This window comes from Vibrio sp. Vb0937, assembly GCF_033338855.1.
Map to the genome: position 1 here is coordinate 452,084 of NZ_JAWOTK010000001.1, position 14,016 is coordinate 466,099.

The window sequence follows — 14,016 nt, forward strand, 5'->3', positions numbered from 1 at the left end:
CTGTTTTAGCTTTTCTTCTACAACCGATAGGTTTTTCTTCGCGGCTTCAAAGTTAGGCTTTTCCTCTAGCAGTTTTTTATACAAATCAGCCGCATCTTCTAATTGACCATTTTGAGCGAGCGAGTTGGCGAGGTTATAGCGGCCGTTAAGGGAGGCATCATGAGAAAATGCTTCGATAGCGGCTTCGTAGTCACCTTTTTGATAACTGGCGGCTCCTTTCCAGCTTGGGTTTGTAAATAGGTTTTGCGCCTGTTCATACTCACCTTGCTTGTAGAGTTCCGCTCCTTGTTGGTCGGCATTTAAGAACGGATTAGCTTCTGCATGCGGTGTCCACGTTACTGGGACTGCAGTCGCAACTACCACCCAAATCAGGCCGCGTCGAAACAGTAAAGCCGCAGGAAGAAGTAACAACGGCAGTAACCAAAAGCCACTGTTGAGACGAGAATCAGTTTTAACTTCTTCGCTTTGGGTCGCAGAAAGCTGGCTACCAATGTTATTAGTAAAGGCCGCGATATTTTCAACATCACGGTTGGTGTGCTGAATAGGAACAAATAGACCGCCAGTTTTATTCGCTAGCGTCTGTAGGTTTTTCAGGTTTGTTTTCGCTACGACGGTTGTGCCTTGTGCCGTTTTTAGCAGAGAGCCATCGGGCAGCGCGATAGGCGCACCGTTAGGAGTCCCGACGGCAAGAACAGAAATGCGAAACTTTGTACCTTGGACTAAATCTAACGCGCGAGACAGCTCTGACGTATCAAGATCATCCGCTAACACGATGATATCGCCTTGTTGCGTGCCGGCTTGAGAAAACTGGTTGATCGCAAGTTCAATCGCGGCAGGCAGGTTTGCTCCTTGAAAAGGCATCAGCTCTGGTGACAAATTTTCGATAATGCCCGCAAGCGTGCTGGAATCAGTTGTCAGTGGACTTAAGTTATAGGCATCGCCAGCGTAAGCAATAAGTCCAGTGGCTCCCTCTTTCCATTTAGGCAGCAAATCGAGCGCCTTATAACGTGTTTGTGCTAGCCGATTGGGTTTGATGTCTGTAGCAAACATAGAGCGAGACATATCAAGCACCAAGATTCGGTTTTGGTTTAACTCAAAGCTTGGTCGAGCATTGGACTGCCAGCTTGGCCCCGCTAATGAAATGCAAGTTATTGCCCAAGCTAAACCCCATAGAGTGAAGTAATGCTTAGACTGCGTGTTTTGTCCGAGCATCCGCGATAGGTGAGGGGCAATCAGTGTGGACTTTTGGGCTCTAAATTTGTGATTAAGCAAGAGTGCTATAGGGATCACGATGAGCCCCAAAAGCCAATAAGGATTGAGGAAAATAAACTCAGCCATGTTTTCTCCTTAATAGGAATAACAATACCGATAATACAAATGCAGCGCTTAATGGATATGGAAACCATTCAGACTGTGGGCGCCAAGTTTGTGTGTCGCTAGATACGGGTTCTAGCTGGTTGATGGTGTCATAAATCTTTTCGAGCTCTTCCGTATCTCGCGCTCGAAAATATTGTCCACCTGTCACCTCTGCCACTTTAGTCAGTGTTTGTTCATCTAAGTCGGCTGCGGTGTTGACTTTGCGAGTCATGAAAAACTCTTTCACCATCATTTCACCAGCGCCCACGCCCACGGTGTAAATAGTGGCGTTGTATTTTTTCGCAATTTCCGCTGCTTCTAGCGGCTCGAGCACCCCTGCAGTATTGCTGCCGTCACTGAGCAAAATCATGACTCGTTGGGGAGCATCACTGTCTACAAAGGTTTTTGTGCCTAACCCAATACCATCACCAATGGCGGTTCGTTGACCAACCAAGCCGATGACGGTTTGATTAATCTGTTGCATGACGCTTTTGCGGTCTGCAGTGAGTGGTGTTTGCAAATAAGCATGGTCGCCAAACAAAACAACTCCGAGACGGTCACCTTTTCTCTTTGCTACGAAATCAGACAGAACTTTTTTGACTGCTGTGAGGCGATCGATATATTCGCCGTTGAGTTCCATGTCTTCCTGCTGCATCGAACCGGACAGATCGACGACTAACATCAAGTCTCGATACTTGGGTTGGAATTCAACGGGATCGCCAAACCAAACTGGACGCGCACAAGCGACGACAAGAAGGCCCCAGATCGCGATTGAAAGTGCTTTTTGCAGCGCTTGCTTAGGCTTGCTGCGATTCTCATTAGTTGGTAAGTACGCCAATTTGATCTCGGCTTGTTGAGATTCTTGTGGCAGAAACTTGTATACCAGCCAGGGGATGGGCAACAAAAACAGTGCCCACCACCAGACAAATTCAATGTTTAGCCATTGGGCAAGATCGGTTATGAGTGTTTGCTCAGTCACGGTTATTTGCCTTTTTCTTTGGTGGCAAAGCGTAGGTTATCCAAAAGACACAATCGTCTACCAAGCTTTGATGATGCCCTTGGGAGGAATTCTGATACAACGCTTCTTGCCACTGATGTTGTTTGTCTACGAATCGACTCTCTTTGGTATGGCTATCGAGAAATTCATACCAAGCGATTCCGGTTAATGGTGCGATCTCTTCACGCGGAAAGTAACTCAATGCTGCCTGGCGCAATATTTCCAGAGCAGAAGAGGGGGTATGAGGCGCGGTAGGTTGAGTTAAAAGTGTTAATGCTGTCTTTTTTGCGCGTAAGTGTTTTTTACGCCATCTCACATAAAGACAAATGCCGAAAACGAAGAGCAAGGTGGCTGCAAGCACCACCCACCATCCCCAAGCGAGCGGAAACCAATCCGGTGCGTTTGGCAAAATCAAAGGTTCAAGGTCTAGGCTTTGGTTGTTTGTTGTCATTATTATTACTGCTTAATAAATACTGCTTGTCAGTTTGTTAGCTTAATTGTGAAATTAAGGGCCAGCCACTTGATAGCGTGTTAAATGGAATTGCTATCGAATGGCACTGCTGCTTAATGGTTTCTTGATGTTGGGTAAAGTGGCTTTCGAGTTCTCTTCGTTGTCCTTTAGAGCCAAAGTTAAACCATTGACTATGCAGCCCATCCGAAGCTTTCACTTGACCTCTAAAGTCTGTTTCGCCTCTTTCTAACGGATCATAAAACTGAACGGCCCTTACGCTATTGTGTTGTTTGAGTCGACGTAGTTGTGCCAGTTCCGTTGGTGTTACGTGGGCAAAGTCACTGAGCATAATCAATTCGCTGCCTTTTGGGGTGAGCGTATGAAGTGTCTCCAATACTTGTGTATAAGGCAGTGTACGAGTGTCGTTGCTTGCAGTACGAGTTACTTGCGCATTATGTATGTCGACTATGGCGTTAAGAATCCGCAGCCCTTGTCTTTGTAAAGAAGAGGGGCGAAATTCAAGACATTGATGTCCGTCATCAATCACTGCGCCGATGCGATCTTTTTTAGCTAGAGTTAGCCAAATTAGAACACTGGCAAAGTGGGCCAATTGAACGGATTTGAGTACATACTTAGATCCAAAATGTAGACTAGAACTTAGATCAAGATAAAGAATGACCGCTTGCTCTTTATCTTCTGCAAACAACTTTGTATGTGCTTTACCGGTCCTAGCGGTGACTCGCCAATCAATGCTGCGAATATCGTCGCCAGGTTGATATTGGCGCACCTCCATAAAATCCATACCTCGCCCTTTTTGGCGACTGGTATGGTTACCACTCATCTGCGACCAGAGACTCTGTGCTGGTGGTAACCAACGTACAGATTGAGTGCGATATTGGAGCAGCTCTTCAAGGGTTAATGTCACCCCATTCGCATGAGGTGGTAATGAATGTGTAGCGGACATATCACTCACCTGTTTATGCACTGCCAACAAGGTTTAGCAGTTTATCGATGACCTGGTTTGCCGTAATGCCTTCCGCTTGAGCGTGGTAACTCAACAATAAACGGTGGCGCAGTACCGGATAAGCCATGGTTTGAACATCTTCCGGAGAGACAAAATCACGACCAGCAAGCCAAGCGTGCGCACGTGCACAGCGATCAAGAGCGATGGTGGCACGCGGACTCACACCCATTGACAACCACTTGTCCAACTCAGTGTCATATTTGTTGGCTTGACGTGTCGCCATAACTAAACGGACGATGTACTGCTCTATCGTTTCCGCCATATGAATATCCAACACTTCTTTACGTGCGGTGAATATATCTTGTTGGCTTAACATTGGGCGTTCAACCTTTGCTTCGCCTTTTGCTTCTCCGCGGTTAATACGCAAGATAGATAGCTCATGCTCCGCATCTGGGTATTCCACTTCTAAATGCAATAAAAAGCGGTCTAGCTGCGCTTCAGGAAGGGGGTAGGTCCCTTCTTGCTCTATCGGGTTTTGAGTTGCCATAACCAAAAACAACTCTGGCAGCGGGTAGGTATGACGACCTGCTGTGACTTGTTTCTCTGCCATTGCTTCAAGCATTGCCGCTTGTACTTTGGCCGGTGCACGGTTTATCTCATCCGCAAGAATAAGCGAGTTGAAGATAGGACCTGACTGGAAAGTGAATTCTCCGGTTTCGGGACGGAAGATATCGGTGCCGGTTAAATCGGCTGGCAGCAAGTCAGGGGTGAACTGAATGCGGTGGAAGTCGCCTTCAACACAGTCTGAGAGTGATTTTACTGCACGGGTTTTTGCTAACCCAGGAGGGCCTTCAACTAAAATATGCCCATCCGCAAGAAGCGCAACAAGCAGTTGCTTTACCAGATCTTGCTGTCCGATGATCTGCGACTCTAAGTATTGCTGAAGAGTTTCGAAGTTAGATTTATGCATGCTTTGGACTCTCGGTATCCATGTGATTTTCGTGTTGAGTATTGGTCATTTTCCATGTGAAAAAAGTTCCAATGCTCTATTGCAATTTATCTTTTCAATATTGGGACGCTACAGAGAATTGCAAGTACGTGCTATCTCTGAAAGTGCTTATTTGACAGTGTGTTACATTTATTTTTCATAATATAATGAGAAATGCCTCTAGTTTTGTACATATGAGCCGATAAAGATTCCGTGGTGTGCGTGTCATGAGATATGCACCTGATTCCCCTTGTGGGGCCAATAACAAGTGATTCTTTTAAAAGGTCCGAATATGTTGAAACTTCATTCCTTGAGCATCAAACAGAAGGTTGTACTTGGCATTACGTTTGCTGTTCTAGCATCAACAATGATTGTTGGTGTTATGGCTCAGCGTCATGCGAGAGATGTATTGAGCCATCGTCTTATTGACATCGAGCTACCTGCGATGTTGCAGCAAATCAATACCGAAATTGACCGCGAAGTTGTCGAAATGCAACAAGCGGCAAAACAGCTGGCTACAAACGAATTTATTGTTGAAGCCCTATCTAATACAGACCGTGATCCGTCAGTAGAAGTTCAGTTGGTTCAGCAGCTCAATAATGTTAAATCACAGTATGGTCTTAATGATGCGTCGGTAGCGAATCGTCAAACGGCATATTACTGGAACCAAAACGGATTCTTACGTCAACTTAACCGAACGCAAGATGCTTGGTTCTTTGGATTTACGTCGTCTGGTCAAGAAACGTCCGTGAGTGTGTTCCAAGAGGCAAATGGCGAAGTGAAAATGTTTGCCAATTTCCAAGATCTTAATGGTACATCAATGTCAGGTCTCTCTAAATCTATGGGAGACATGATTACTTTGCTCAACGGGTTTAAAATTGAAGATACGGGTTACGTGTTCCTCACTAATGAACAAGGCCAGATTCAAATACACCGTCAACGAGGTAAGAACCAAACTTCTATCACTAAACTATTTGGTAGTGACGCAAGTGCGCTGTTGAACAAAAATAGCTTCAACCTAATTAATGTGGAGTTTGAAGGGCAGGATACTTTTATTTCTAGTTTGTATGTTCCTTCAATGAACTGGTTTGTTATTGGCGTGGTTCCCGTTGATGAAGTATTCGCTGACCTGAATGCGACAGCTAAAAAAATGCTGTTTACGACCATCATTGTTGCCGTTGTATTCATCCTCATGGGCGTATGGTTAGCAAACAGCATTACGAAACCAATCCGACTGATTGCCGATCGTTTTACCGACCTTGGGCAAGGTGAAGGCGATTTGGCGCAGCGTATTGAAATTAAGGGTAATGATGAAATTGCTCAGCTTTCAAAAGGCTTTAATGGATTTATTGAGAAGATTCATGCCACGATGAAAGAGGTTGCTTTAACCAGTGGCTCATTAAGTCAAGCGGCAGAAAGTGTGTCAACGAAAGCAACATCCACACACGACAACAGCCAAGAGCAGCGTGATCAAACCATTCAAGTAGTTGCAGCTATCAACCAAATGGGTGCGACCATCAGTGAAATTGCATCGAACGCTGCTACCGCTGCTGATACGGCAAATCAGGCTTCAGATAACACTCAAACTGGTCGAGAAGTTGTGATGAAAGCAAAAGAGGTGATCAGCCGCCTAGCCGATGATGTTGAAACAACCAATATTGTTGTTACGCAGTTGGCATCGACAACCAAAGATATTGGCTCGATTCTGGGTGTAATTCGTGACATCTCTGAGCAAACGAATTTACTTGCGCTAAACGCTGCAATTGAGGCTGCTCGTGCTGGTGAGCAGGGACGTGGTTTTGCGGTTGTTGCTGATGAGGTAAGAAACCTAGCTTCACGCACGGCTGATTCTACAGAAGAGATTCAGCGCATGATCAATCAGCTTCAAAGTGACGCACAAGATGCGGTAAGTGCTATGGAAGCGGGCAAAGCGGTCACCATAGAAGGGGTTACTTCTACCGATGAAGCAGTCGAGGTATTAATCAGTATTTCTGAACGAATCACCGACATCTCTGATCGTAATACACAGGTTGCAACGGCGACGGAAGAGCAATCCACGGTGGTGCATACCATTAATCAAAATATCGAAGAAATCAACGCGATAAATGAAATGACAACCGCGACAGCAGAAGAGTTGGCGGATGCAAGTCGCGATCTTCAAGCGCTCTCTTCTCGTTTGGACAAGATGGTTGGTAGCTTCAAGTTATAGAGTTGGATAGAATAGGCGAAGTTTAAAAGTTCAATCATTAATTTTAGGTAAGTACTATGAATGACTTCGAAAAAGAACTAGAGCAAATTTCTCAAGAAACCGCTCAGGAGCCAGAAGTAAAACTGCCGTCGCTAGAAGAGCAAAAAGCGATCGTCGCTGAGCTGAAAAAGCTGGAAGCGGAAGGTAAGCTGACGCCAGAAGTGTTAGAACAACACTTTGGTAAGTTTAACCAAAAAAACGCAGTTCCAATCCACTAAGTTAGGTGGTGTTTTGCCTCTAACGTGCGTGATTAAATCACCTGCTCAAACACAAAAAGGGAGTTTATACTCCCTTTTTTAATGTCTGAAAAATGCTAATACCTCTCACATACTTGCCACTTAAAAATTATTGACACTTCAATGAGTTATTAATTAGTACTAGTGATTTTCATACTTGACAATACTACCGCTCTATCTAAATCTATTGCGTATTTCAATAAAAACGACCAAGGGAATGCGATCAGGATGGAGCAGCAAAAAAAAAGAAACGTTATTTTAATCACGGAGGGAAGTCTACAGTCATCTCTGTTGAAAGATGTATTGGAGACCAAACTCGGTATTAGTGTTGCTCTAATCACGCCAGATAATCTGATTCACGGAGTGTTACATGAATCTCTTGCATCAGCCATTATTGTTGATTGCAGCGTGATCACGGATGAAATTTTTCGCCGTTATGCGGAGTTTAAAGCGGCCAAGCAGAAAGACACGCTTGAAATCTTAATTAATTGTGAGCAATCCATATCGACAGAAGATCTCTTTGCTTGGCGTACTTTGGCCGGTATTTTCTATACCTCTGATGATATAAAAACGTTGCAAGTTGGTATTGGTAAGGTGCTTCAAGGAGATATGTGGTTCAGCCGTAAGTTTTCTCAGCAGTACATTACTTACCTTCGTCGACATTGCAAACCTATAAATAAGAATGTTTCCGCTATTCTGACCAAACGAGAGCAACAAATAATTACCTTTCTTTCCATGGGGGCGTCCAATCAACAAATCGCCGAACAATTATTTGTCAGCGAGAATACGGTAAAAACGCATTTACATAATATTTTCAAGAAGATTGATGTGAAAAATAGAGTTCAAGCACTTATTTGGGCAAAGGAAAATATTTCAGACAACTCGTTAACGGTGTAATGCTATTGCAATATTAGGTTGCCTAATTTAGTAAACTCTTAATAATTTCTGTGACCTGAATGTGTTAAAAGTGTTTCTTTTATGAGAAACACTTTTTTTGGTTCTCTTTTTAATAAATTTAGAATTTAAAAAAGTAGCAAATAACTTTACTCTGTGAACTAGCACTTACATATCAAACTAAGTGCTGACGATTAACTACTAATTTAAGAATGTTAAGTCACTGAAAGTATGAGAAACATTATGGAACAGTATATGGAAAAGCCTGAAATCCTAATGCTCACTCAACAAAGTTTACAGAGTGAAAACTTTAAGGAAATGCTTTCTAAAAATACAGAAACTAAAATAACGATCATTGATACTAAAAACCCTAGTTATCATGAACTCATTCCGGAACGCTACTTTTTGCTTGTTGATTTTTCAGTTGAGATTCCTTCCGAAACTTTAGTTTATTTAAAAGATAGTAATAAAGTGCTAGGAACTATAATGCTTAATCTAGGTTATGACTTAGACACAGAAGAACTCGCTTCTTGGCCTCATGTAAAAGGTATATTTGGTCCAGGAGATTCAATGGACAAGGTTTGTCAGGGATTAAAAGCAATAATAAAAGGGGATAATTGGCTGTCTCGAAGATTACTTGATCAGCTAGTAAATTATTATCGAGGCAGAGAAGTAAATAGCATTATCGAACCTGCTATTGAGGTTGAGCTTACTCGGCGTGAAGTTCAGGTTTTAAAAATGTTGAAAGAAGGTGGTTCAAATATGGAAATCGCTGATTCTTTATTTATCAGCGAGCATACTATTAAATCACATCTATACAATATTTTTAGAAAGTTAGAAGTAAAGAACCGTACGCAAGCTACAAGTTGGGCTAAGAGAAACCTGTAGTACTAGTATTAACTTGCTGTAATAAAAAGAAAATACTCTATAAAGTACTAAATTTTATATTTATTATTAAAATGTCAGTCTGAAATATCATCCCATATTCAAACTTATTCCTATTCAGTTGACTATTAGACTTCTCATGTCGTGACGAATCTAGTCAGACGTGGAACAGAAGGTCTATTCAATTAATAAGCTAAGAGGGAATAAAAATGAGCGCAAGTGACAATGACACGTATTTAGGCGATGCAGGTGTAAATAACCAATTTGCTGATTTCGATGGCGGCGATGATTTGTTTATCGGTTTTGGTGGTAATGACTCGTTTGTTGGCGGTGGCGGTAATGATTATGTGATCGGCGGCGACGGCGACGATCGCCTAACTGGTGGTGCTGGAGATGACATCCTTAGGGCTGGTACAGGAAACGACTACCTCGGCGGTGGTACCGGTAATGACTTGCTGTTGGGTTTGTTGGGTGACAATAAATTAAATGGTGGTGTCGGTGAAGATATTCTTGTTGCTGGTTCTGGTGACAACGTTTTAGTTGGCGGCAGCAATGGCGATAAGTTTGTGTTCACGGATAAGTTTGGTGGCCATGGCGAAGCCAAAGTTGTTGATTTCACCATTGGTGAAGACTCTTTGCACATCATTAGCGACTCTGTCACAGACTTTGGTGATTTAAGCTTTAGCTACGATGCAGTTGGGAATGCAGTGTTTACCGATGGGGCTGATCTAACAGTGAAACTTATTGGCGTGACTGAAACTGACATCAACACCTATGGTGCTGATCTGTTCGTAATCTAAACGACTGAAGATAACTCTGGATGTGAATTAGTTTGCGTGGCTCTGCCATGCTGAGGTGAACTAATCGGACACTCTAGAGCGATTTGAGGTTACCTTAAGCTAGGCGCTAGTATTTCTGGCGCCTACAATTTTCACGTTAAACGGAAGTAGTCGTGCAAAAAACGGTTTTCAAAGAAGTGAAACAAAAACTATGCACGCTTGCGGGCTTGCTGATCGTTTTTAGCCTTTTTATCAACTTATTGGTTCTCTCGATTCCGTTGTACATGCTTCAAGTGTACAACCGAGTGATATCTTCCTACTCAACCGATACTTTATTCTTGCTCACTGTCATCGTAATTGTCGCGTTGTTAACCATGTCCATCATCGACATTGCACGAGCACAAATGAGTAAATCTTTTGGTTATTGGATGGACACAAAACTCTCCGCTTTCATGCTCAAGCGCACGATTCAATATCAATCACATACCGGGAAGAGTTATACCTCGCAAACTCTGAGAGACATTCAGAACATCAAAAGCTTTTTGAGCAGTCAAGCACCTTACCCACTGTTGGATGCGCCCTGGACACCGCTGTTTATTTTATTTGTGTATTTATTGCACCCGATATTAGGTCACATCGCGTTACTTGGATCTATCGTATTGTTTAGCCTAGGTCTACTTAATGAGCTAATGACGCGTAAAACAATGCAAGAGAGCGAAGTCAGAGCGATTTCTCATATCAACAACGCTGAATTAGCCACGCAAAACTCCAATTCAATTCTCGCAATGGGGATGATGAATGCATTTTTAGAGAAGTGGCAGTCGCGCGTGAGTGAAGTGAATGTGCTTGAAGAGCGAGTTGCAGGTAAGTCTATCTACATGGCTAACTTTTCTAAGTTTGTGCGTGGATCACTACAGATATTTTTACTGGGAGGTGGTGCATGGTTAGTTATCCAACATGAGATAACGGCAGGGGCGATGATCGCGAGCTCCATATTAATGAGTCGGGCATTATCGCCGATGGAGCAGGCGATAGGCACGTGGCGAAGTGCGATGTCTGCTAAAGGCGCCTATAAAAGGTTGAAAGAAATCGATGCGATCGTGCGCCAAGATGAATCAGATATGCCACTGCCTAAACCAAAAGGACACTATGAGCTTACCGGACTGGCCTATCGCCATCCTGGAGCAACCGAACCAGTGCTGTCATCGATCAACTTATCGATTCCTCCGGGTGTTGCTGTTGGGGTGATTGGCCCTTCTGGTACGGGTAAATCGACGTTTGCTCGGCTGTTATTAGGTACGGTTAAGCCATTAGCGGGTAAAGTGACTCTTGATGGAATGGAAGTCTCCGTATGGGCATCTGAAGATCGCGGCGTGCATTTTGGGTATCTCGCTCAAGAGGTGGAGTTATTTCCTGGCACAATTCGAGAGAACATCGCGCGCTTTAAAGAAGAAGACCCCGCTAAAGTCATCAAGGCGGCTCAACTAGCAGGATGTCATGAATTAATACTCAAGAAAAACAAAGGCTATGATTGCATTATTGGTGAAAATGGCCGTGGTTTATCTGGGGGGGAAAGGCAGAGAATCGCTCTTGCAAGAGCCGTTTATGGCGACCCACCTATTGTGATTTTCGATGAAGCGAATGCCAACCTCGATGGTGAGGGAGAGGCTGCGTATCAACGTTTGATTGCCCATTTAAAAGCACAGAGTACAACGATTATCGTCATTGCCCACAATCCGAGTACGTTACGACAAATGGATAGGCTGTTGTATTTGGCTGACGGCCGAGTCAAGTTATACGGCGCTAAAGATGAAGTATTAAAACGTTTGATGGGCGAAGAAAGAACAGATATCCCAAGGGTAAGAAATGAGCAATCAACTGCCAACCGTTAATCAGAGTTCTACCGAGATCGTATACCGTTTTAGCCCCAAAGCGAGACTAAGCTTTCGAAAACCAATTTTACTTGGTGTGGTGACCTTAAGTGTTTTTCTTGGAGGCCTTGGCTACTGGGCTGCAACAGCCAAATTAGAAAGTGCAGCGATTGCTTATGGTGATTTGTCTGTTCTCACTAAGCGACAAGAAATTCAGCATTTAGAAGGCGGTATTATTGAAAAGCTATATGTACAGGAAGGGGATTTAGTCGAAAAAGGTCAGTTATTAATTCAACTTTCTAAGCGTCAAGCTATGGCTAAGTTGGATTCGTTAAGTGGTCGTTTTATCCATACTCTAGCAAAGGAAAACCGTTTAAGTGCGGAGCTTGATGAGCTTCCAACGATTGTATGGTCTGATGATCTTGAAAGCATTCCCCGTGTCGATATCGTACAAGAAGCACAACTGGTTCAAAACAAGATCTTTGAAGCGAGAAAGCGATTCTTTGATAGTAAACTGAGTATCATTGAGCAGAGTATTTCTGGAGCAAACTTAGAGCTTGAAAACCTTCAGCAAACCAAAGTGATTGAGACGGAACGGCTCAACTTTATTGCTGAAGAAATAGACAGCAACCAAGCCTTGGTGCAAAAAGGTTTCTCGGGAAAATCTACTTTACTTCAACTCAAGCGCTTAGCAGCGGAGGTGAGAAGTACCTTAAGCCAGTTAGATAGGCAGTCGCTCACCGTTAGAAAAAGGTTAGATGAGAACCTAGCGCAAATTGAAGAGTTGAAGCTTGAAAGGCTGAATGAGATTGTCGAGGAACTACGAAATACCAAAACGGAAATTGTCGCAATTCGGGAAGAATATCGCTCCGCTCAAGATATTGTCGCAAGAACAACGATCAACGCACCTATTTCTGGTCGCGTAGTCAACATGCAAGTGTTTACCGAAAAAGGTGTGATTGGCTCGGGTGAAACGTTACTAGAACTGGTCCCGCAAGACGATAAGTTGTTAGTCGAGGCTCGTGTTAATCCTCAGGATATTGATTTAGTGAATCCAGGCCAGCAAGCGCATGTTCGTCTGACCGCTCTGAATGCACGGACGTTGGCACCTTTAGACGGTACTGTGCTGACGATTTCTGCCGATAAGCTCTCGCAAGAAAACCAAGAAGATTTTTATCTCGCTAGAATTGCAATTTCACCGGAAGATGTGACAAAACATCGTTTAACCTCAGGCATGAATGCCGAAGTGCTTATTTTATCTGAGCCACGAACGCCATTGAGCTACCTAATAAAGCCAATTACAGAAAGCATGAATCGCGCCTTCAGAGAGGAGTAATTTCAAAAAGACTTGAGTGAGCACGGACAACAGACAAAATAATTTGTTATCGTTAGCTGTTACTGGGCCGTATTTTTATTCGAGGGAGCCGTGGAATGGAGAAAGTGCAGTTAGTTGTCGATTTTCTTCTCACTCATAAATTGATTTTTACCGCACTGATCTTTGCGATTATGTGGTTAATTCGTCGTGCAATTTTATCGATGATTCGTGGTGATCACGCTTTTCTCTCAGAAGATCAGCGTAGTTGGATGTCCAGAACTAAAAATGGCACCTTTGCTGTTACATTACTGATTTTATTTATTTTATGGCAATCAGAAATTAACGAGTTTGCTCTGAGTGTAACGGCGATTGCCGTTGCCATTGTAGTGGCATCCAAAGAAATCATTTTGTGTTTTACGGGTTCGATTCAAAGAGCAAGTTCACGTTCTTTTCGCGTTGGGGACTGGATTGAGGTCGGGAAGTTATGCGGTGAAGTGATTGAGCACAATATGATGGCGACGGTGATTCAAGAGATCGACCTGCATCACGGGCAATATCATTACACCGGCAAAACAGCGACATTGCCTAATAGTATGTTCTTTACCTATCCAGTAAAGAACCTCAACTTCATGAAGCGGTACGTTTACCACAACTTTTCTGTAGTGGTGAAAGACTTCGTCAATTTGTATCCACTGTTACCGATTTTAACTGATAAAATTGAAGAACATTGCAGTTACTTTGCTGATGTTGCACATCGTTACAATGCGATGATTGAAAAACATGCTGGTGTTGACCTTCCTGGTTCTGAGCCACATATGCATATTTCTAGTAACATTAATGGCGAACAAATTCTGCACGTGATGATTTTCTGCCCAACCGATAAAGCGAACCACTTAGAGCATTTAATTCGTAAGGACTTTATGGAACTTTATGAGCAACGTTTTCCTGTAGTGCGAGAAGAATAGAGCATCGTACTTCGCCTTTAATTTCAAACCCCGCTATCAAAATAGCGGGGTTTGTGTTTCTTAGCGT

13 protein-coding genes are annotated in these 14,016 nt (G+C 43.3%); 8 read left to right on the forward strand and 5 right to left on the reverse strand.

The features are described 5' to 3' along the window. The 5 genes from R7P67_RS02030 to R7P67_RS02050 form a co-directional block, all read right to left on the reverse strand. On the reverse strand, window positions 1–1,338 hold a 1,338-nt coding region (locus R7P67_RS02030; protein ID WP_318085864.1), incomplete at its 3' end, for a VWA domain-containing protein. Continuing rightward, a complete protein-coding gene (locus tag R7P67_RS02035; protein WP_050550100.1) occupies window positions 1,331–2,335 on the reverse strand; it encodes a vWA domain-containing protein in 1,005 nt (334 codons plus the stop codon). The genes R7P67_RS02030 and R7P67_RS02035, both read right to left, overlap by 8 nt. Continuing rightward, a complete protein-coding gene (locus tag R7P67_RS02040) occupies window positions 2,328–2,804 on the reverse strand; it encodes a DUF4381 domain-containing protein (protein ID WP_005375161.1) in 477 nt (158 codons plus the stop codon). Before R7P67_RS02040 ends, R7P67_RS02035 begins: the two co-directional genes overlap by 8 nt. Before the next feature lie 37 nt (window positions 2,805–2,841). Further along, window positions 2,842–3,768 carry a DUF58 domain-containing protein gene (locus R7P67_RS02045; protein WP_025768548.1) on the reverse strand — a complete coding sequence of 309 codons (927 nt, stop codon included), beginning with the start codon at window positions 3,766–3,768 and terminating at the stop codon, window positions 2,842–2,844. Window positions 3,769–3,781: 13 nt separating this feature from the next. Beyond that, window positions 3,782–4,738 (reverse strand): AAA family ATPase, encoded by a 957-nt coding sequence (locus tag R7P67_RS02050; RefSeq protein ID WP_017635415.1) that lies wholly within the window; start codon window positions 4,736–4,738, stop codon window positions 3,782–3,784. Between the two features lie 310 nt (window positions 4,739–5,048). Here R7P67_RS02050 and R7P67_RS02055 point away from each other — a divergent pair, with 310 nt between their 5' ends. The 8 genes from R7P67_RS02055 (at window position 5,049) to R7P67_RS02090 (ending at window position 13,949) form a co-directional block, all read left to right on the forward strand. After that, entirely contained in the window at window positions 5,049–6,965 is a 1,917-nt protein-coding gene (locus R7P67_RS02055; RefSeq protein ID WP_262652874.1) for a methyl-accepting chemotaxis protein, read from the forward strand. Between the two features lie 56 nt (window positions 6,966–7,021). Then, window positions 7,022–7,222: a restriction endonuclease subunit S gene (locus tag R7P67_RS02060; RefSeq protein WP_005375165.1), complete on the forward strand. Its 201-nt coding sequence runs from the start codon at window positions 7,022–7,024 to the stop codon at window positions 7,220–7,222. Between the two features lie 246 nt (window positions 7,223–7,468). Further along, window positions 7,469–8,137 carry a LuxR C-terminal-related transcriptional regulator gene (locus R7P67_RS02065; RefSeq protein WP_021707603.1) on the forward strand — a complete coding sequence of 223 codons (669 nt, stop codon included), beginning with the start codon at window positions 7,469–7,471 and terminating at the stop codon, window positions 8,135–8,137. A 228-nt stretch (window positions 8,138–8,365) separates the two neighbouring features. Then, window positions 8,366–9,022: a LuxR C-terminal-related transcriptional regulator gene (locus R7P67_RS02070; protein WP_031777174.1), complete on the forward strand. Its 657-nt coding sequence runs from the start codon at window positions 8,366–8,368 to the stop codon at window positions 9,020–9,022. A gap of 206 nt (window positions 9,023–9,228) precedes the next feature. Continuing rightward, window positions 9,229–9,819: a calcium-binding protein gene (locus tag R7P67_RS02075; protein ID WP_005375168.1), complete on the forward strand. Its 591-nt coding sequence runs from the start codon at window positions 9,229–9,231 to the stop codon at window positions 9,817–9,819. Window positions 9,820–9,971: 152 nt separating this feature from the next. Next, window positions 9,972–11,690: a type I secretion system permease/ATPase gene (locus tag R7P67_RS02080; RefSeq protein WP_033906740.1), complete on the forward strand. Its 1,719-nt coding sequence runs from the start codon at window positions 9,972–9,974 to the stop codon at window positions 11,688–11,690. Beyond that, on the forward strand, window positions 11,665–13,005 hold the full coding sequence (locus tag R7P67_RS02085) for an HlyD family type I secretion periplasmic adaptor subunit (protein WP_005383906.1): 1,341 nt from the start codon (window positions 11,665–11,667) through the stop codon (window positions 13,003–13,005). The genes R7P67_RS02080 and R7P67_RS02085 overlap by 26 nt, the downstream gene beginning before the upstream one ends. 95 nt (window positions 13,006–13,100) lie before the next feature. Next, complete coding sequence (locus tag R7P67_RS02090; RefSeq protein WP_005375171.1) at window positions 13,101–13,949, forward strand: mechanosensitive ion channel family protein; 849 nt, start codon at window positions 13,101–13,103, stop codon at window positions 13,947–13,949. The last annotated feature ends 67 nt before the right edge of the window (window positions 13,950–14,016 follow it).